This is a genomic window from Microcoleus sp. Pol1C5, from assembly GCF_036701115.1.
Taxonomy (GTDB): domain Bacteria; phylum Cyanobacteriota; class Cyanobacteriia; order Cyanobacteriales; family Microcoleaceae; genus Microcoleus.
Genome location: NZ_JAUBQE010000022.1, coordinates 57,948 through 77,008, shown reverse-complemented (window position 1 = coordinate 77,008; position 19,061 = coordinate 57,948). Strand labels below are relative to the sequence as shown.

The 19,061-nt window shown below is 44.1% G+C and carries 17 protein-coding genes and 1 pseudogene; 7 read left to right on the top strand and 11 right to left on the bottom strand.

The genetic code is table 11. The annotated features are described in order from the left end of the window. Positions 1-125 precede the first annotated feature (125 nt). Positions 126-1,016: a thermonuclease family protein gene (locus tag QUA23_RS14245; protein WP_333075003.1), complete on the bottom strand. Its 891-nt coding sequence runs from the start codon at positions 1,014-1,016 to the stop codon at positions 126-128. A 96-nt stretch (positions 1,017-1,112) separates the two neighbouring features. Continuing rightward, positions 1,113-1,691, bottom strand: a complete 579-nt coding sequence (locus QUA23_RS14240) for an ACP phosphodiesterase (RefSeq protein ID WP_333075001.1) — start codon at positions 1,689-1,691, stop codon at positions 1,113-1,115. A 43-nt stretch (positions 1,692-1,734) separates the two neighbouring features. Between QUA23_RS14240 and QUA23_RS14235 the strand changes: the two genes are divergently transcribed. Continuing rightward, a complete protein-coding gene (locus QUA23_RS14235) occupies positions 1,735-2,022 on the top strand; it encodes a hypothetical protein (RefSeq protein ID WP_333074999.1) in 288 nt (95 codons plus the stop codon). Between the two features lie 113 nt (positions 2,023-2,135). On the opposite strand, the gene acs is transcribed toward QUA23_RS14235, so the two are convergent. The 3 genes from acs to QUA23_RS14220 form a co-directional block, all read right to left on the bottom strand. Continuing rightward, complete coding sequence (gene acs / locus QUA23_RS14230) at positions 2,136-4,106, bottom strand: acetate--CoA ligase (RefSeq protein ID WP_333074998.1); 1,971 nt, start codon at positions 4,104-4,106, stop codon at positions 2,136-2,138. Between the two features lie 121 nt (positions 4,107-4,227). Next, a complete protein-coding gene (locus tag QUA23_RS14225; RefSeq protein ID WP_333074996.1) occupies positions 4,228-4,590 on the bottom strand; it encodes a DUF5615 family PIN-like protein in 363 nt (120 codons plus the stop codon). Then, a complete protein-coding gene (locus QUA23_RS14220) occupies positions 4,568-4,918 on the bottom strand; it encodes a DUF433 domain-containing protein (protein ID WP_333074995.1) in 351 nt (116 codons plus the stop codon). The genes QUA23_RS14225 and QUA23_RS14220 overlap by 23 nt, the downstream gene beginning before the upstream one ends. 221 nt (positions 4,919-5,139) lie before the next feature. Here QUA23_RS14220 and QUA23_RS14215 point away from each other — a divergent pair, with 221 nt between their 5' ends. After that, positions 5,140-5,739 (top strand): restriction endonuclease subunit R, encoded by a 600-nt coding sequence (locus QUA23_RS14215; RefSeq protein ID WP_333074993.1) that lies wholly within the window; start codon positions 5,140-5,142, stop codon positions 5,737-5,739. A gap of 21 nt (positions 5,740-5,760) precedes the next feature. Here QUA23_RS14215 and QUA23_RS14210 read toward each other — a convergent pair whose 3' ends face one another. Then, entirely contained in the window at positions 5,761-5,982 is a 222-nt protein-coding gene (locus QUA23_RS14210) for a hypothetical protein (protein ID WP_333074991.1), read from the bottom strand. Positions 5,983-6,247: 265 nt separating this feature from the next. Between QUA23_RS14210 and QUA23_RS14205 the strand changes: the two genes are divergently transcribed. From QUA23_RS14205 to galT, 3 genes are all read left to right on the top strand, one after another. Further along, on the top strand, positions 6,248-7,543 hold the full coding sequence (locus tag QUA23_RS14205) for an AAA-like domain-containing protein (RefSeq protein ID WP_333074989.1): 1,296 nt from the start codon (positions 6,248-6,250) through the stop codon (positions 7,541-7,543). After that, the gene (locus QUA23_RS14200) at positions 7,540-10,737 is read left to right on the top strand and encodes a WD40 domain-containing protein (RefSeq protein ID WP_333110409.1); all 3,198 of its coding nucleotides are present in this window, start codon (positions 7,540-7,542) and stop codon (positions 10,735-10,737) included. Before QUA23_RS14205 ends, QUA23_RS14200 begins: the two co-directional genes overlap by 4 nt. Positions 10,738-10,983: 246 nt before the next feature. Further along, positions 10,984-12,006 (top strand): galactose-1-phosphate uridylyltransferase, encoded by a 1,023-nt coding sequence (gene galT / locus QUA23_RS14195; RefSeq protein WP_333074983.1) that lies wholly within the window; start codon positions 10,984-10,986, stop codon positions 12,004-12,006. 253 nt (positions 12,007-12,259) lie between these two features. On the opposite strand, the gene QUA23_RS14190 is transcribed toward galT, so the two are convergent. Both QUA23_RS14190 and QUA23_RS14185 read right to left on the bottom strand, forming a co-directional pair. Then, entirely contained in the window at positions 12,260-12,544 is a 285-nt protein-coding gene (locus tag QUA23_RS14190; protein ID WP_333074981.1) for a hypothetical protein, read from the bottom strand. A 156-nt stretch (positions 12,545-12,700) separates the two neighbouring features. Beyond that, positions 12,701-13,678, bottom strand: a complete 978-nt coding sequence (locus tag QUA23_RS14185; RefSeq protein WP_333074979.1) for an acetamidase/formamidase family protein — start codon at positions 13,676-13,678, stop codon at positions 12,701-12,703. A gap of 324 nt (positions 13,679-14,002) precedes the next feature. Between QUA23_RS14185 and QUA23_RS14180 the strand changes: the two genes are divergently transcribed. Further along, the gene (locus QUA23_RS14180; protein ID WP_333074978.1) at positions 14,003-15,799 is read left to right on the top strand and encodes a metallophosphoesterase family protein; all 1,797 of its coding nucleotides are present in this window, start codon (positions 14,003-14,005) and stop codon (positions 15,797-15,799) included. A gap of 459 nt (positions 15,800-16,258) precedes the next feature. After that, a pseudogene (locus QUA23_RS14175) lies at positions 16,259-16,457 on the top strand (IS4-like element ISAva3 family transposase); the annotation flags it as partial. Here the strand turns inward: QUA23_RS14175 and QUA23_RS14170 are convergent. The 3 genes from QUA23_RS14170 to QUA23_RS14160 all read right to left on the bottom strand — a co-directional run bounded on the left by QUA23_RS14170 (position 16,423) and on the right by QUA23_RS14160 (position 19,058). Next, on the bottom strand, positions 16,423-16,620 hold the full coding sequence (locus tag QUA23_RS14170) for a hypothetical protein (RefSeq protein ID WP_333075039.1): 198 nt from the start codon (positions 16,618-16,620) through the stop codon (positions 16,423-16,425). The pseudogene QUA23_RS14175 and the gene QUA23_RS14170 sit on opposite strands and share 35 nt — an antisense overlap. 126 nt (positions 16,621-16,746) lie before the next feature. After that, a complete protein-coding gene (locus tag QUA23_RS14165; protein WP_333074977.1) occupies positions 16,747-17,049 on the bottom strand; it encodes a hypothetical protein in 303 nt (100 codons plus the stop codon). Positions 17,050-17,318: 269 nt separating this feature from the next. Further along, positions 17,319-19,058: a sulfatase-like hydrolase/transferase gene (locus QUA23_RS14160; protein WP_333074976.1), complete on the bottom strand. Its 1,740-nt coding sequence runs from the start codon at positions 19,056-19,058 to the stop codon at positions 17,319-17,321. Positions 19,059-19,061 lie beyond the last annotated feature (3 nt).

Here is a 19,061-nt window from a genome sequence, read left to right as displayed (position 1 = left end):
AAAAGAATATCATGGCTGAATAGATGGCGATCGTTTTTTAGCATCGCCCTCTATTTGTGCTATCGTACTTCCGAAGAAGATTAGAACCCATAAAAAAGATGAAATAAAGTCTGGTTTAAAAAATATTATCGGGGAAAATCCGAAAGTTGTTTGATATCCCTCAAAACAATTTGAGGCTTCCCTTTGTACTGTTCTACCTTTCCACTGACATACACATATCCCCGTCCCAGGCCCGCATAACGCTTCTCGATTAGCCGCTTCAAGGGTGCTCTTTCATCAGTTTTAGCATCTGGTATCCACAAATCTAGTTTATGATACACTGAACCAGCATAAATTAGAGCGCTCCCGCCAATCCATTTAGTAATTCCCGCCTGCAAATCGCAGAAAATAGTAATAGATTTAGCTCTCTCAGAAGCCGCTAATATTTTCGGGTAGTGCAACCTCAAAGAAAGCGCTCCTGCCGTTGCTTCCGACAACCGAAACTCTTCAACAATTGAGGCGCGCATCGACCACCAAGGCAGTAAATTAGCATAATTGCGAGAGGGAATCTTGGCATTGATAATCGGATTCCAAATCATCAGATTGTAAGCTTTTGCTGCCGATTCTGCCTCAGTCATTTGGCGGTGATACAATCTGGAGCGCCCGTATTTGACGAAGTAGGGACTCCAGCCTTCTTCAATCAGTTTAAGATTGTAATTTTCTGCGTCTTTATGTACGTAACAGAGGAGACGCCCGTAGTTGTCGCGGTGTTTTTGTAGAGCCACTTCAACCGAATCGTCTGTATCAAATTCTATGTCAATTTGAGCAAGTCCGCCATCTGCTGTGGCGAAGTATTTTTTAGCCATTTCTGAAGCTGCTTTCCCCGCCGCAGTTACAGGTTTGGAGCCTCCCGAATGACTTTCTTCTGTATCGACGCAAATCAGGCGCAGAGACTCGGTTTTGCCGTTGAGATAAATTTTGATGCTGTCGCCATCAACTACTTTAGTTATTTGCAGGTTCGGAATTCTGGTTGCCATATTTTGAACCCTTTTGCATTTGAGATTTCATGCAGGTATCGCTTGGATTATACACGAGTTCGTTATCACTAGCAACAAGAATTTTTGTTTTTTATATTAAAATTTGCCAACAGTCGCGTATTTTATCAAATCAGGAAAAAAATCCCGAAAATCCGATTCTAAGCGTTGATAGTTAGCTGTCAAATCTTCTATGCCGCTTGCCAAGTTATTTGTCCGTTTGAGGCGCGCCGACATTCTTGTAAGAGTGATGCCGATTTCGGCAATTTCCTGATAAGATGAAAGCAAGTCGCGGGCAATTATTGTGGGCAACACCCGCTGGAGAGAGTCAGGTAATATATCGCGGTTGTCTTGCAGGATTTTATAGACATCCTGAGAAAAATCCCGGAGCGGAATTTCTGAATACTCTAGCCAATTTTTAGCTAAGAAGTGGTCGTAAAACACGTCAATCAAAACTCCAGCAAACCTTCGTCTGTGGGAAGAAACAAGGCTTTTACTCGATCGCACTATTGGGTGAGAGTCCGTGTAGCTATCTACTTTGCGGTGCAAATCGATGCCTTTTCTAATTTCCTCGGAATAAAGGTTGACGGCAGAACCTTTGACAAAATCTCCTAAGAGGTTGCCAATCAGGGATTCTGGCGTGCCTTCTGATAAGAATAGATGAGCCAAATAATTCATTGCTACAGTAAAAATATCTAAGATAGCATAAGGAGAAAGAATTATGGCTGTTCTAGAATGTGTAAAACCGGGTGCTAAACTCGGTCAAATTATTCTTGCCGTCGATCTTACTGTTACCGGTGCTGTCGATCGCGTTTTGGCAAAAATTCAAGACTTGGGATATGACCCAGAAATTCGTCATGTCAACTATCCGTCTGGAGTTCACGTCTTGGCAATTCTCAAAGACGAACAGCATTCAGAAGCAGTCGATGATGACTACTTGTTAGACGAGTGGCTGCAAGTAAGAGCGGAAATTAACCCCGATGCGGTTCATTTGTGGCGCGGTAAATAAACCAATTAACACTTAAACCGCAGATAAACGCAGATAAATGCAGATGAGCTGATGGGAATTTCATCTGCGTTCATCCGCGTTAATCTGCTAAAATCTGCGGTTACAAAATACCCCTAAGAACCGCCGCGCAACTTATCCAAAACCGTCCGGTCTTCCAAAGTCGAAGTATCCCCAGAAACCTCTTCTCCCGCAGCTAAAGAACGCAGCAACCGACGCATAATTTTGCCGCTTCGCGTTTTCGGCAAAGCATCAGTAAATCGAATTTCGCCTGGACGGGCGATCGCCCCAATTTCCTTAACAACGTGCTGCTTCAATTCCTTAGCCAATTCATCGCTAGGTTGCTGCGAGTTGTCCAGCGTGACAAAAGCCACAATGTCCTCACCTTTAATCTCATCGGGTTTACCAACAACCGCAGCTTCCGCCACGGCTGGATGCGATACCAAAGCTGACTCGACTTCCATTGTGCCGAGTCGGTGACCGGCCACATTAATTACATCGTCAACGCGGCCCATTACCCAGAAATAACCGTCTTTGTCCTTGTGCGCGCCGTCCCCTGCAAAGTACACGAATTCGCCATCTTTCGGGTGCAAATATTCCCAATAGGTGCGGCGGAAGCGATCGGGATCGTTGTAAAGCGTCCGCATCATTCCCGGCCAAGGATGTTTCACCACTAAATAACCGCCACTTTCGTTAGTTACTGGTTCGCCATCTTGGTCAACAACATCGACCACAATTCCGGGGAACGGTAGGGTTGCAGAACCGGGTTTTGTAGGAATTGCACCGGGCAAAGCGGTAATCATAATTCCCCCGGTTTCTGTTTGCCACCAAGTATCGACGATCGGACAATTCGAGTTGCCAATTACGCGCTGATACCACATCCAAGCTTCAGGATTAATCGGTTCGCCGACGGTTCCTAACAATCGTAAAGATGACAAATCTCTGGCATTTGGCAATTGTTCACCCATTTTCATAAAGGTGCGAATTGCGGTGGGTGCCGTGTAGAAAACTGTGACGCCGTATTTTTCAATTACATCCCAAAAACAGCCGGGATTAGAAGGGCGAGGAGCACCTTCATACATTAAAGTTGTCGCACCGTTGGACAGCGGCCCGTAGACTATGTAACTGTGTCCCGTAATCCAGCCGACATCAGCAGTACACCAGTAAACATCGGTATCTTGGAGGTCGAATATCCACTTGGTTGTCATGTGGGTATAAAGGTTATAACCACCGGTTGTATGGACGACTCCTTTGGGTTTTCCGGTACTTCCAGAAGTGTAAAGAATGAACAGCAAATCTTCGCTATCCATCGGTTCGGCCGGACAGTCAGCGGATGCACCTTTTTGCAATTCATGCCACCAAAGATCGCGCCCCGGTTCCATGTCAATTTGCTGTTTGGTGCGCTGAACTACCAGAACGTTGGTAACGCTGGGTACGGCATTATTTGCTAGTGCTTTGTCTACTTGTGTTTTGAGCCCGACGGCGGTATCTTTGCGGAAGCCTCCGTCGGCGGTGATGACGAGTTTTCCTTGGCCGTCGTTGAGTCGATCGCGCAAAGCTTCTGCACTAAATCCCCCAAAAACAACACTGTGTACGGCACCGATTCTGGCGCAGGCTAGCATGGCGATCGCAGCTTCGGGAATCATGGGCATATAAATGCCGACGCGATCGCCCTTTTGAACTCCCAATTCTTTGATGACGTTCGCCATTTGGCAGACTTCCCGGTGGAGTTGCGCGTAGGTGAGGGTGCGGGAGTCTCCGGGTTCCCCTTCCCAAATCAGGGCGGCTTTATTTTTGCGCCAAGTGGTTAAGTGGCGATCGAGACAATTGTAAGAAATATTAATTTTACCGTTGACAAACCATTTAGCAAAAGGCGGCTGCCAGTCGAGCACTGTATCCCAGTTTTGGAACCAGTGCAATTCTTGGGCAGCGAGTTCTGCCCAGAATGCTTGGGGGTCAGCTTTGGCTTTGTCGTAGAGGGCTTGGTACTCTTCTAGGCTTTTGATGTGAGCTTTTTCGGAGAATTCAGCGGACGGCTGAAATAGCCGTTTTTCTTGCAGAATTGATTCGATGGTATCTTGTGACATCGTTCTTAACTTTAGCTTCGGTTAGTCTTTGTAACTATTGTTTGCATAAGTTGGGGCAAAAGTATGTTTATTTTCCTTAAGACTTGGGGGAATTTTGTAAGTGTTGGGACTGTATTAGAAATTATGGTAGCGGTAAATGCTCAATTTTATCTTGGTACTCATCATCCAACGAGCCTTGATAAATCAAAATCAGTTCATCAATATTTTGACCAATACTCATCTTGGAATTCAGGATAAATATTCCGGGGATATGGCGGTTCAGCTCTAGATGATCTGTTAAATGAACTGGCATAGAGCGACGGTTGTTGGTAACAAGAATGAAATTGTGAATTTCACACCATATAAGAATTTCTGGATCGAGAGTGCCTTTGGAAGGTGCTGTTAGTTCTCCCACTGCTAGAACAACCAGATCGGGATTGCGTCTGCGAATTTGGTTGACATACGCAGGATCGACATTTTCATCAAAGAGATACTGGATTGGCATCAGCCTTTCTCCTTGCATCTCTTTCTGCTCTCAGTTTGCGGATTTTTTCATATACTGGACGAGGATTGCGACGTTGTTCTTCTCGCATTTTTTCGCCCCATTCCACCCATTCGGTTATGTATTTACCGACTGCTTCTTTGTTGTGCAAGTAGTACAAAATTGTCGCATAAACCTGTTCGAGGGTGAGGGATGTATAAATGTTGGCAATTTCTTCGGGAGTTCGAGCGCGAAACAGGTACTCATAAAGAATGGTTTCGATGCCAATACGGGAACCTTTGATCCGAATATCGTCAGGTCTCAGGAAGTTGAAGTAGTCTTCTAGTTGCATAGCTTGGTGGTTAGGATAAGGGTTGATAATATTATAATACCTGAACAGAAGATGGTTTGATGTGTTTTTTTGAGGTTAATAAAAATAAATAAAACGGGTTTCACTCTTATTATAATGCCTCTATAATATAGTTTACTGGATCAGCCGATCGCACAAAAGCTAGGACGCAAAATTTAGAAGCAAGCCAACTTTCGCTAAATGACGTTTGCCACCTTCTCAAATTGGAAGAGCGAGAAGGAGACGCCTTCACCGATTTTTTCTCTTTGGAACCGCTGTCAGAATTAGAACAGCAGGAAATATTAAAAATTAGAACTGACTTTAGACGCTACTTATCCGCCGGAAAAGTTTCAGAAGAACTCGTTAAATTTTTAGTGCTTTCACCGTTAATGAGATTAGCAGGATTTTTTGATATTCCGATCCTGCTGACAATGGAAGATAGCATCCCGATCGAGGTTGAGGATGGGGATACTTTAATTAAAGGGCGCTTGGATATTTTAGCGGTAAATCAGCAGGATGCAGAGCTCGCGGCTGCACAGTTTTGGATTTTGGTAGTCGAGGCGAAAAATAGTGCGATCGATCCTTGGGCCGGTTTGCCGCAATTGCTGACTTATGCTTATAAAAGTTTGCAGCAGCAATCGTCTGTTTGGGGATTGACGACGAATGGACGTAACTATCAGTTTGTGTATCTGACGCGGGGCAATCCTTGCACTTATCAGATTTTACCGGAATTGAATTTGATTGACCGAGAGCGATCGCTCTTGTTGGTGCAAGTCTTGAAAACTATTTGCAAGTTGCAGAATGTGCAGTTGCAAATAGCTTAACAAGGGCGATCGCATTCGATGTTATGGTGAGGGTGGAGTCCTGTGATTGATCGCGGGATTGGGCGGTTGTTGGGTATTTTGAGTGGTGATGTACGTTGTTGCTAACGGAATTAGGGCGATCGCGATCGGTACTACAACTTTCTCGATCCACCACTTGATGTTGGAGTTGTCAGATTTTTTCACTTGATTTACCTTTTTAGCTGATGTATTCTTCTTCTGGGGTAGCAGGTTTAAGTTTTTCATTTAGTTAATTCCAATGTCTACAATTTCGATAATAAACTCACTTTCTTACTATTATTTTATTGGCAAATAAAATAGACAAAGTTGTCAATTGCCTGGGACTGATCCGATTTGTTCACAATTGAGTTGAACGGTTTGTGAAAAAATATTCACAAATTAGCTGGTGTTTGTAAATTTGTGAAATTAAACTGACTATCGGGGCTGAAGCTGACACCTGTGGTAAATTAGTAAGAGTGGTAGGTAAAGTGTTAAGGCAGGTATGCGGAGCATGAATCAAAAAGAGTTTGACACCATTTATCCAACAGGGCTAACACCCAAACAGCATGAGGTACTAAAGCTGTTTTTGCAAGGGAAGTCAGACGAAGATATCGGTAAATCTTTATACATCACAGAATCAAGTGTCAGACACCATATTTCAAATATCTGCAAATTATTTGGTTTTAAAAATGAAGAGGGCGAACGTTGCCGACAGCGTGATGAATTAAACCCGCTATTTGTCCAGTATAAACCTGAATTAGTTAGCGATAAATCAAAAGCAAGTTGTGAAAGTTACCCTGACAATCCAGAACAAGTTAAATTCTACTATGTAGAGCGCCATTGCGAAGATAAATGTTATGATAAAATTTTAGAAAAGGGAGCGCTCATTCGGATTAAAGCTCCTCAAAAAATGGGCAAGACTTTACTGGTGGATAAAATTCTCGATCGCGCGTCGCAAGAAGGTTACAAAACTGCACTCCTCAGTTTTGAGGAAGCTGATAGTGAAGTTTTGGGGGATTACCGGAAATTATTGCAGTGGTTGTGTGTTACTCTGGGCGACTTACTGGAGTTGGAGAATAAATTAGTGGAATATTGGGATGAATCTTTAGGTATTAACCATAACGTCAATAAATATTTAGAAAGGTATTTATTCAAACATTTTTCTCAACCTTTGGTACTGGTATTAGAAAAAGTAGACCTGGTTTTTGAGGAAGCTACTTTTAATGTTGATTTTTGTCGCTTACTGCGCGCGTGGAATGATGCAGCTAAAAGGAATGATCGCCGCAGTGCAATCTGGCAAAAAATCCGGTTAATTGTTGTTCACGCTACAGAAGTTTACAGTTCTCTTGATATCAACTCATCCCCTTTGGCCGGTGTTGGGTTGACTGTACCTTTGCCAGATTTTACCCCGGAAAAAGTGCAGCAGTTAGCGGGGCAGTATCGACACAATTGGCTGAGCTCAGACGAAATTCAACAACTTATGCTAATGTTTGGTGGTTATCCTTATCTGGTGCAAACTGCTTTTGCTTACCTGCAAACACCTCAATCTTCTCTGACTAAGCTTTTGGAAATTTCACCTACTGAAGAAAGTCCCTTTATTAATCACTTGCGAGAACTTTTAGGCAAGCTCAAACTCTGTCCCGAACTGGCAAACGTTTACCGAGAAGTCGTAACTAAAAATCAACCGATGAGGCTGGAAACTCATCAAACATTTAAGTTAGAAAGTATGGGATTGGTGCGAGTGGAACATAATGATTGTTTTCCCCGCTGCGATTTGTACCGTCAATATTTCTCGGTGCGTCTATGACTTATCAATATATAGCTGAATCAACTCTCCCAGAAGATACCGAAACCTATGTAACGCGAGAAGCTGATAGTCAGCTTTATCAAGCGTTGCTGCAAGGCAAATTTTGTTATGTTTTCAATTCTCGCAAAATAGGTAAGTCTAGCTTAGCGCTTCAAACTATCAAGCAACTGCGAATCGCAGGCATTCGATCGGTTTTTATTGAGTTGTCTGGCGACGAAACGAAGTTAGAGCATCCCGAACAGTGGTATGCTAATATACTTGATACTTTTGCTTATGAATTAGACCTTGATGTTAATTTAAAAAGCTGGTTGCAGGAACGAAATTGGCTGTCTCCCTTGCGTAGATTTCGGGAGTTTATTGAATCCGTGATGCTGTCGCAATTTCCCGAAAAAATAGTTATTTTTATTGATGAAATAGATAGCGTTCTCAGTTTAAATTTTTCGGCAGACGATCTATTTGCTTTTATCAGAAGCTGCTACAATCGCCGTACCCAAAATGCAGACTACAATCGCATCACTTTTTGTCTGTTGGGCGTGGCAACACCTTCAGATTTGATTCAAGATAAAAAGCGCACCCCCTTTAATATCGGTCAAGCTATTGAATTAAAAGGTTTTACTCAGGAACAAGCTGCACCTTTAGCGAAAGGCTTAGAAGGAAAAGTCGATCGTCCCATTCAGGTTTTAAATGAGATTTTAGACTGGACGGGCGGACAGCCTTTTTTGACTCAAAAACTTTGTAAAATTGTCCTAGAACAAGCAGAAACCAGCAATCCTGACATGGCAGAACTGGTACAAGCTTACATTATTAACAATTGGGAAGAAAACGACAATCCCGAACACCTCGGAACAATTCGCGATCGCATCCTCAGCAACCAACAGCGTACCAGCAAACTCCTCGGCATCTATCAGCAAATTATTACCCCCCCTAACCCCCCCTTGCTAAGGGGGGGGAAAGATAGCACCGCTCCCCCGTTACTAAGTATGGCGAAAGATAGCACTAATTCTCCCTTAGCAAAGGAGAAAAAAAACAATCTTACTCCCCCCCTTAGCAAGGGGGGGCTGGGGGGGGTGGCCGCTGATAACATTCCCGACCAAATGGAGTTACAACTCTCAGGATTGGTCGTCAAACGCAACGGATATCTACAAGTTTATAACCCCATATACGCAGCTATTTTTAACCTCGATTGGGTACAGCAAGAATTAGCAAAACTCCGCCCGTACCAGGAAAACTTCGCCGCTTGGATCGCCTCCAATCGTCAAGATACTTCCCGACTGTTGCGCGGCAAAGCGTTGGATGATGCGTTGCAGTGGAAAGTGGGGAAACGTTTAAGCGATGAGGATAATGATTTTTTAGATGCCTGTCAAGCTGATGAACGGCAAGAACTGAAGAAAAGTAATGAATCATTAAGAGAATTCCGTAAACAATTCAGGGAAGTTTTCAAAATCGAAGAAGCTGGACGCATGGCGTTAAATCTTTTTCAGTCGGAGGGACAGCAAATAGAAGCCTTGCGGGCAGCTATCAAAGCAGGAGAAGATTTAAAAAAGTGGATACCAAAGAATCCCCCGCTTTCCGAATATCCCGTTACCAATTCTCTGTTAGTTTTGCAGAAGATTCTTGCTAAAATCCGCGAACGACGCCAGTTTGTTGGACATAATGACTCGGTAAATAGTGTCTATTTTAGCCCGACTGGAGATGCGATCGCTACTGCCTCACATGACAAAACCGCGAAATTGTGGGACTTGCAGGGCAACAGCTTGGTAACATTCACCGGACATAAGGACTGGGTAAGAAGTGTCTATTTTAGCCCGACTGGAGATGCGATCGCTACTGCCTCATCTGACAAAACTGCCAAATTGTGGGACTTGCAAGGCAACAGCTTGGTAACATTCACCGGACATAATGACTCGGTAACAAGTGTCAGTTTTAGCCCCACAGGGGATGCGATCGCTACTGCCTCATCTGACAAAACCGCGAAATTGTGGGACTTGCAGGGCAACTGCTTGGTAACATTCACCGCACATAATGACTGGGTAACAAGTGTCAGTTTTAGCCCCACAGGAGATAGGATCGCTACTGCCTCACATGACAAAACCGAGAAATTGTGGGACTTGCAGGGCAACTGCTTGGTAACATTCACCGGACATAAGGACTGGGTAAGAAGTGTCAGTTTTAGCCCCACAGGAGATGCGATCGCTACTGCCTCATCTGACAAAACTGCCAAATTGTGGGACTTGCAAAGCAACAGCTTGGTAACATTCACCGGACATAATTATTCGGTAACAAGTGTCAGTTTTAGCCCCACAGGGGATGCGATCGCTACTGCCTCATTTGACAAAACTGCGAAATTGTGGGACTTGCAAGGCAACAGCTTGGTAACATTCACCGGACATAATTATTCGGTAACAAGTGTCAGTTTTAGCCCCACAAAAGATAGGATCGCTACTGCCTCATCTGACAAAACTGCCAAATTGTGGGACTTGCGGGGCAACTGCAAGGTAACATTCACCGCACATAATAACTCGGTAACAAATGTCAGTTTTAGCCCCACAGGAGATAGGATCGCCACTGCCTCAAATGACAAAACCGCCAAATTGTGGGACTTGCTGGGTAACTGCTTGGTAACATTCACCGGACATAATAACTCGGTAACAAATGTCAGTTTTAGCCCCACAGGGGATGCGATCGCTACTGCCTCATCTGACAAAACAGCCAAATTGTGGGACTTGCAAGGCAACTGCAAGGTAACATTCACCGGACATAATGACTCGGTATGGAGTGTCAGTTTTAGCCCGACAGGGGATACGATCGCTACTGCCTCATCTGACAAAACAGCCAAATTGTGGGACTTGCAGGGCAACTGCTTGGTGACTTTCAGCGGACATAATGACTCGGTAAGAAGTGTCAGTTTTAGCCCCAAAGGAGATACGATCGCCACTGCATCACAAGACGGCACAGCCAAATTGTGGGACTTGCAGGGGAATTTACTTGCAGACTTTAGCGGCTATAAAGGCAATTTGCTCAAAGGTGAAGTAGATTTTGTGGAGTTGAAAAGCCCGATTTATAGTGTTTGTTTTAGTCGGGACGGGAAGTCTTTAATAACAGGTTCGGAGGATGGAAAGGTGCGGTTTTGGCCGATCGAAAGTTTGGACGAGTTGTTGGCGAGGGGGAGGAAATGGCTTGGTGAGAAATTTTAACCCCTGATCCACGCGGATGATTTGAATTTAGCAACGATTTTACGATTCTTTTTCACTTGTTCAAACTGCTATTAGCTTTACCCACTTTAGACACCAGAATTATTGAATAATTCGGGTATCTAGCCGACTACAAGCCGGAAATTTAAAAGTCAAGATTTATTAAGATTTTACAAAAAAGCGATGACAAATCACAAATCATGTATCTAAAATAAGAGACAATTTGACCCGGAAACTGAAGGTAAGAAAATGTCTGAACTTAGACAAAATCTAATTACCAGAGATTGGGTAATCATAGCCACCGAACGGGCGACAAGACCGGATCAATTCGCAAACAAAAAAAAGTGGGCTGCCGTAGTGCCACCGCACCGTGCCGATTGCCCCTTTTGTGTGGGAAATGAGGAAGACGGAACCTTAGAAACTTGCCGTTTGGGCGATCGCACAGGCTGGAAAGTCAGGGCAATTTATAACAAATATCCCGCCCTCTCCCCGACAGCAGAATGGATGAGGATATCATCGGGAATTCACCGCACTATGGCGGGAATCGGCGTTCACGAGGTAATTGTCGAACACCCGCGACACGATTTGACGACAGCTTTGTTGAGTGTTGAAGAAGTTGCAAACATACTTTTAGTATACCGCCAGCGGTATGTAGAAATTAGAAAAAATCCCCACATTGAAACAATTATTATCTTCAAAAATCACGGGGAAACTGCCGGAACTTCTCTCGAACACCCCCACTCGCAGATAGCAGCGACACCCGTGGTACCCAGTCAATTTCGCAGCCGGATCGACGAAGCTATTAGATATTTTGACGACACGGGAGAATGTCTGTTTTGCCGCACTTTGGAAGATGAATTAGCGGCGAAGGAAAGAGTGATTTGTGAGAGTGAACATTTTGTGGCTTTTATCCCTTACGCTGCACTTTCACCGTTTCACACTTGGATTTTTCCGCGCCGGCATTCCTCTTCGTTTGATGAAATTACTGATGCGGAACTTACCGATCTTGCTTATACTTTGAAAACTGTACTGGCTAAGTTTTATTACGGATTGAACAATCCCGATTACAATTATAATATTCGATCGGTGCCGATCGCTCAACGGGCAACAAAATACTTTCACTGGTATATCGCAATTATTCCCAGAGTGACGAAGCAAGCTGGGTTTGAGTTGGGCAGCGGGATGTTTATCAATACTGCTTTGCCCGAAGAAAGTGCCGCGTTTTTGCGATCGATCGAATTTCCTAGCGACAGTAATTTCCCCCCCATCTAAAGTATCCTACATCACAATAGTCCAATTTACTTCAAATGGGGGTGGAAATGCACGCAGGCAGTCTGAATTGCGAGTCTGTCTTGGGGGAGGAAAGTGATATTATTTGAGATTTGATATTTGAGATTAAAAAATTGGGGATAACGAACGATCTAAGGGTTTAGATTACCCGGCTACAGTTGCATTCTTTTGTGAAAGTGGTATCATTTACGAGCTCAACTTATGAAGGTACGAATACTTAGGGATTGTACCAAACTCACAATAAACTTTCGACATATTGCCAGCCGTCGTCGCTAAAAGTAGCTCTCAACATATCTCTAATTTTGGCATCGATCGATAATATCCCCTCGCCCGCATCACCATTCTCGCCGATTTCGCAACTGTCTTCAGACATATGTTCTTGGATGTGGGCCAGAGTATGGGCGAAATTAGCCAGAAAATAATGTTCGTGCACCCACGCTGTCGGATCTGGTATTTCTGCACTCCCAAAAGCTCGATCGACTAAATCTTTTTTGGCAACATTGTCAGTCTGGTTTTTCATGTTGAGTTCGATTTAGGTAGAACTGGTAACTTATCTCATTTTAAGCTTAATTGTCAACAGGATCGCGATCCAGATCGACCACAGCAGTGACAAATTTGTGTCGTTTGTGCGATCGCGATCCTAATTTTTTTGGCGATCGCGTGTTATCATTTCACCTCAAACTCCGTGACCAATAATTTTCACTTCGGGCAAAATACACTTGGGCATCATTCCGTGAACTCCTTTTTGGGGATTGTTGACAGCCTGCGTAATCCGAAAATTTACCGCGATTGAACACAAAACATAAGCCTCTTCTTCTTTGAAACCTGCAAACTTTTGCAACCAAGAAACCGTCTGTTTGACCGCCATCTCAAACGCTTCATCTAATGTTATACCGAATCCCATAATTACAATATGAGTGGGCGTTTCTGCAAACGGAAACATCAAAATAAAATCCTTGCGTAAGATGATTTGAATAGTCCCGTTCATCGAAGTTTCTATAGCAGTACCGTCAACTTCACCGTCTCCTTGTGCCGAATGTCCATCGCCTATCGACAGTAAACCGCCGCGCAGAAAAACAGGTAAAAATAACCGCGTTCCTGCTTGGAGTTCCTGATTGTCCATATTGCCGCCGTAGCGCTCTGGAGGAATAGAAGAACGGTTGATTTCGGCATTGGCGACGCCGATAATTCCAAAAAAAGGATGCAGAGGAATCCCAAGGCGGCTACCTGGGGGAAATTCAGCAGTTTTTTGCTCTAAATCTAGCGGAATAAACCGCAATTTAGGTTCGGGAAAATACTCAGGCAAAGCTCCCCATCCGGCGCGAATTGCATTAAATCCTACTGGCAAACTTGGGTAAACATCCTCAATGTGAATTTTTAAAACGTCTCCCGGTTCGGCATTGTTAACATAAATTGGGCCTGTCAGCAAGTGGGGCCCTGGGCCAACTTTGCGGTGGGGAGGAAAATTCTGACAAATATCTAAAAATTCGGGGGTGAGAAATTCCGGCGGGGCCTTGTCAGCAACATAATATCCTGAATAGGTTTCGATGTCGATGCGATCGCCGGAATCTACCCTTAAAGCAGGTTCGATATTCGGAGAAAAACCGCCCAAGTGTACGGTTTTGCAGTTGGCTTTGAGAAGGTGGCGAGTCATGGGATTTTGGATTTTAGATTTGAGATTTGAGATTGAAGGAAGCGTGTTAAGAATGTTATATCGCAAGTCTCAATCATTTTTGAGAATTTTTTTTACTGAACCACAGAGGGCGCAGAGGGCGCAGAGAAAGAGAATGGAGAGATCAGAAAATATGAAAAAATGGTTAAAGTTTGTTAGATGTGAGATATTTTACTAATTTCTTAACTTTTTGATAACGTTGGTAGTTTAAAATTTAAAATTGGTGGCGCGGGTTTATATGTATTTGGGTGGGGAGTTCTGTTTTGCTGGTGAAACCCGCCCTTACACACTAATGACTAATGAATTATGTTAACACCATTGCCCAACCAAGTAGGAAATCCCAAAGGTTATTCTCGCAATCCCTGGTTGTTTGCTGTTTTGATGTTGATTGTCCTATTGCTAGGTTTCATGATGCCATCTAACCTCAACGAACCTCAGCTTTTAACCGATCCGTTTTTGCAAGTCCCAAAAGCAAACTCGGTGCGAGTTGTCTGGTTCACCGAGTTTGCTGGGACTCGCAACACTGTTGCTTACGGCGAAAATTTGAATCAAGTTGTGACGGCAAATACTACCAAGCTAAGCCGCACTCGCGAAGACAAAGACTCGCGCATTTCCGATGAAATGAAACAAAGCATCATTGACAGCAATCCAATTGTCCGCGACATCTGGCGCCACGAAGCAGAAGTTTCCAATTTAATACCCGGTGCTCGCATTCCTTATCGAGTCACTAGCGAAAGGAAAGACGGCGCATCTGTCAGCAGCAAAGTTTTCACTCTTTCTCCGACACCAGCAGCAGGAAGGCCGCTCAAAATCCTCCTCACTTCCGACCATCAATTGATGCCTATGACAGCAGCAAATCTCCAGAAAGTAGCCGAAACAATTGGGAGAGTTGACGCGGTTTTCATGGCTGGGGATTTAATTAATATACCCGATCGCGCTTCTGAATGGTTTGACGACTACCAAGGCCGCGCCTTCTTTCCCGCGCTGCAAGGTCGCGCATTTTCCGAACTCGACAAAAACGGCATCAAAACCGTTTACAGCGGCGGCGAACTGATCCAACACGCGCCTTTATTCCCCGCCATTGGCAATCACGAAATCATGGGTCGCTTTGCAACCAACAGCACACTCTATGACCAATTTAATGATCCTTTTTCCCGCGCTGCTGCCGAGAAAATATACGCTCAACGTGCTGCCTCTTTGAATCCTAATAATGACCCTTCAGTGCGGGAAATATGGCTAAAAAACAATAGTTTTAATAGCGATACCTATGACGATATTTTCAATTTACCTGGAGGCAAAAATTACTATGCTGTGACTTTTGGTGACGTGCGGTTAGTGACTTTATACGTTGCGAATATCTGGCGGACTCCGAATTTAGATCCGGGTGCGAGAGGCAGGTATCGCGAACGGGACGCAGATTTTAATAATCCCGAAAAATGGGGATACGGACAGCATATTTTTGAGCCTATTGTCAATGGCAGCGCTCAATATACTTGGCTGCAACAAGAGTTAAAGAGTGCGGAATTCCAGCAGGCAAAATATAAAATTGTGATGTTTCACTACCCGCCACATTCTCTGGGTGACAATATTGTACCTGCTTATACTGATCCAGTGCAAATAGTCGATCGCGCTCTCGATGGCGAGATTAAAATGGTGCGTTACGAGTATCCTAAACAGCAAGATTATCTGATTCGGGATGTAGTGCCACTACTAGAAACAGCGGGGGTGCAGTTGGTATTTTACGGACATTCGCACTTGTGGAATCGGTTTGTAAGTTCCAGCGGAATACACTTTTTGGAGACTTCTAATGTGGGCAACAGTTACGGTGCTTTTGTGGGGGAAAAGCGCCGATTTGTGCCGCCGGCATATCGGGAAGATTACAGCGCTATTGGAGACCCGAATGGGTTGGAACCGGTGGTGCCGACTCTTGCGCCTTTGTTGGGAGAAGACGGGCGGCCGCTGCCATATATTGATAGCAACGATATTACGGCTTTTACTATTTTTGATACGGGGGAGGGTACGGTTAGCAGTTACTATTTTGATACGCGGAAACCAGATTCGGAAGTGGTGAAGTTTGATGAGTTTAAGTTAAGAAATTCGTAAATTGATTTAGTAGGGACAGGGCAGTGTTCAAAGCGTCTCAACTTAAGACTACACCCCTCTATTTCTCTCGTTTATATCCAAGTCTCGATCCCCCTGAATCGCCCTTAAGAAGTAGGGTGGATTAATGGTCGCAGGAGCAATGTATTATAGAAGAGGCGATCGGGTACTTGGAACTTGTAAGACTATCAAGTCATGGAGTGCATCAACAATCAATTTAATTGAAGCAATTAAATCTGTTCCCGACCATCGACAACCGAGAGGAATTCAGACATCCTTTATGGCTGATACTAACAATAATTTTATTAGGCAGTTGTACGGGATATTGGGGCTATAAGCCCTTGGTTGATTTTACCACAAATCATCGAGCCACCCAGAAGTGTTGAAAGTGAATAAATAAGTGATAAAATTTGCCCAATATCTGTTAAAATTGGGCTAAAGATGAAAAACTATTTATTAATAATGATTGTAAATCACTTTCCCAAGATTGTCAAAGATATCCTCAAAGGGGTAGCAAAAAATGATTATCCAGTTTTGAATAGCCGCCTTTTTGTCGAGTGTTAGTTAGCTTATGTCCTGGATAATAGCTTAACTCGTCAAGCGCGATTTGTTTAAACGAATAAACCCTACAGGATTTGAGGTTGATATTTCAACCTTTTCCCTCTACTCGCCTTGAGTTTTCCTATTTCTTGTTCTAGCTCTAAAATTCTGGAGTTTAGTTTAATTGTGACGCTCGCCTGAAAGACAATGATTTCCACCAGTTGTTCCGGAGCCAACTGTATCAGGATTTCACGGTCTAGTTCAAGAGGGAGGTTTTTTTGCATAATTGTTGTAATATTCCGCCGAGAATGTCACACTTGTCAATACCCTCTGACCTGAATCCTGACACCGAATGTCTATGAGCCAATCTACGCAATTCAACAGAGAATGGCTGTTAAAGCCCTTTTAAATTAGTGGGATTTGTCAGCAGAAAGAGCAGCCTGAACATCTTGATAAACAGAGCGTAAATGCTGGAGTAACTCTTGTTGGGACAACTCATGAATCTGAAGCTCTCTGATCAAGAACGCCAGCCTTTGTAAGGCACCATTGTGAATTTCTGCCTCAAGCAGCTCTATTAACTGTTGCTGTGTTAGCAGTTGTTGTTCCAAACAACGCATTCGTCGCCACCAATAAAGTCCATGATAGACAACGCACGCAATTAATCCCGCTGTACCAAACATAATTAGGCTGGACACAAGAGTTATCTTATCCATTAGTCTTCCTCCTTCCCTGGTTCATCAAAAAAAAGGTGAAGTCTAACCAGACTTCACCTGGCTTAAGTTAGGAATTGCTAAGTCAGCCTTATTAACTTTTCCGGAGTGCTTTTTCTAGAACTGACTAGGTATTATTCCTAACAATTCCATCAGTGCTTAAAGCGAAAATTGATGTGGTTTAACAGTGGCTTCGGAATCAGGCATGGGGTTTTTATACCGCACCGCCGATTTCAGGTACCCCAAAAATTTTCGCTCTATGTGGCGCGAAGCTACAAATTAGCAATTGCAGCATTTAACGCCAGGAGTTGTTCATCTGTTTTATCCAGCCTGCTTTTTGTCCGGGTTGTCTGGTCGGCGAAGGACAAATAGTCTTTTAAGGCTTGTTGTTGCACGGCTTGCAGTTCGGGTGTAGGTAGAGGTTTACGCAACTCATTGGGAATAGCGTCGTTAAAGAGATGGCTCACCAGTTGAGAGTACAATCTAAGTTCAGAGTTCCTGACGTTATCTAATTCCTGCTTTCCTCTAGCTGTACTGTAGTTGTAAAGTTCTGCTTCCATACCTTTGGTTTGAATATCGATGGTGCCAGAACGCCAGAAGTTATAAGCTCCTAGTTTCGCTTTGTCTGTGCGATATCCAATCACATGATTTGGAGCATCGCCGGCGAGTAGCAAAGCGCCCAACAAATCTAAGATCAGTTCATCTGTCGTATGAAGAATGTAAGGGCGACCGGACGCATTTGGTTGGCGCAGGATTTGGGCAATATCCAAGCGCGTCTTTAAATGTGAAAATGCCCGTTGGGTACGCCATCTATTATCTCCACTAGCGAGGGTAAGTAACAAGGGAACAACATCTACGCTAGAGCAAAGTTGTGTCCGTTCTGTTCCTGGGGTGGAAACCCACTGTTTAGTTGGGTCTTTGATGTAAAGAGGAACGTTAATTGATTCTTCATAAACACCAGCACTTTTACCGCGCAACCCGTGAGAACCGCCATACTCGCCGTGGTCTGAGGTAAACACGACGATCGTATTTTGGGCAAATGGGGATTTTTCTAACATATCAAGTGCTTTCCCGATTTCAGCGTCCACAAATTGTTGGAATAGTAGGTATGAATCCAACAGTTTCAGCCAGGGTTCTCCGAATTTTGGCGGTAAGTAGCCAGCCCCTAAGTTTCCTGCTCGGCGGAATGCTTCTTGCAAGCGGGGCTTTTTCGCTAAGCCGATGGGGTTTTCAAAGTTGGGAATTCTATCTTTGAAGACACTTGGCGGGTTGCTTTCTGCGGGTATGTCCTTCGTCCCTTGGGGGTACCAAGAAATGTCATGGGGGTTGATTAAGCTGATGGTCGTACACCAAGGAGTATTTTTGGCATTGTTGGAATTGAGCCACTCGGCGAACTGTGCGGTGGCTTGAATCCCTTGAGGAGGCGTACCGCCTTTGACAATATAAGGGTCTACTTCTAAACCTTCTCCGGGATTACCATTGGGGGAAGGATAAGTTCCTCCACTAAATCCGTAGGGTTCCAGGGAATTTCCGGTGGATAAATGCCATTTACCGAACCACCACGTACTGTAACCAAAGTTGTCTCGCAACAGTTTTCCCCAGGTAGGAAAGCCAGGATTAAGACTTGGCGCTGGCGCTGGAAAGAGTATGCTACTACTCTCACCACCCTCATTCAAATGCGTATCCATCACAAATGTTTGCTGGGAGTATAAACCTGTTACCAATGTGCCGCGAGCCGCCGTGCAGGCTGTTGCTGCTGTATAGTACCGCGTGAAGTTGACTGAACTCTTTCGCAATTTCGCGATCGCGGGTAGATATTTGTCGAGAGTGGCTTGTGCTGGAAACCATTGGGGAGTGCGTAGTTGGTCTACGACAATCACAAGGATATTAGGCTTTTTATATCCCGATGTTTGTGCAATTGCCGGAGTGTCTGATTTATTCAGAAGCTGAGACCCAAGTAGCGCAGCTCCTGTCAAACCTGTTGCTGATAGAAATGTTCGTCTTTTCATCATCTT

Bases quoted from the DNA above. Each gene is read 5' to 3' on its own strand.
- QUA23_RS14225 (WP_333074996.1), bottom strand. From the start codon at position 4,590: ATGCCAATCCAGTATCTCTTTGATGAAAATGTCGATCCTGCGTATGTC.
- QUA23_RS14245 (WP_333075003.1), bottom strand. From the start codon at position 1,016: ATGGCAACCAGAATTCCGAACCTGCAAATAACTAAAGTAGTTGATGGC.
- QUA23_RS14235 (WP_333074999.1), top strand. From the start codon at position 1,735: ATGGCTGTTCTAGAATGTGTAAAACCGGGTGCTAAACTCGGTCAAATT.
- QUA23_RS14185 (WP_333074979.1), bottom strand. From the start codon at position 13,678: ATGACTCGCCACCTTCTCAAAGCCAACTGCAAAACCGTACACTTGGGC.
- galT (WP_333074983.1), top strand. From the start codon at position 10,984: ATGTCTGAACTTAGACAAAATCTAATTACCAGAGATTGGGTAATCATA.
- QUA23_RS14190 (WP_333074981.1), bottom strand. From the start codon at position 12,544: ATGAAAAACCAGACTGACAATGTTGCCAAAAAAGATTTAGTCGATCGA.
- QUA23_RS14220 (WP_333074995.1), bottom strand. From the start codon at position 4,918: ATGCAACTAGAAGACTACTTCAACTTCCTGAGACCTGACGATATTCGG.
- QUA23_RS14165 (WP_333074977.1), bottom strand. From the start codon at position 17,049: ATGGATAAGATAACTCTTGTGTCCAGCCTAATTATGTTTGGTACAGCG.
- QUA23_RS14200 (WP_333110409.1), top strand. From the start codon at position 7,540: ATGACTTATCAATATATAGCTGAATCAACTCTCCCAGAAGATACCGAA.
- QUA23_RS14210 (WP_333074991.1), bottom strand. From the start codon at position 5,982: ATGAAAAACTTAAACCTGCTACCCCAGAAGAAGAATACATCAGCTAAA.
- QUA23_RS14160 (WP_333074976.1), bottom strand. From the start codon at position 19,058: ATGATGAAAAGACGAACATTTCTATCAGCAACAGGTTTGACAGGAGCT.
- QUA23_RS14180 (WP_333074978.1), top strand. From the start codon at position 14,003: ATGTTAACACCATTGCCCAACCAAGTAGGAAATCCCAAAGGTTATTCT.
- QUA23_RS14205 (WP_333074989.1), top strand. From the start codon at position 6,248: ATGAATCAAAAAGAGTTTGACACCATTTATCCAACAGGGCTAACACCC.
- QUA23_RS14170 (WP_333075039.1), bottom strand. From the start codon at position 16,620: ATGCAAAAAAACCTCCCTCTTGAACTAGACCGTGAAATCCTGATACAG.
- acs (WP_333074998.1), bottom strand. From the start codon at position 4,106: ATGTCACAAGATACCATCGAATCAATTCTGCAAGAAAAACGGCTATTT.
- QUA23_RS14240 (WP_333075001.1), bottom strand. From the start codon at position 1,691: ATGAATTATTTGGCTCATCTATTCTTATCAGAAGGCACGCCAGAATCC.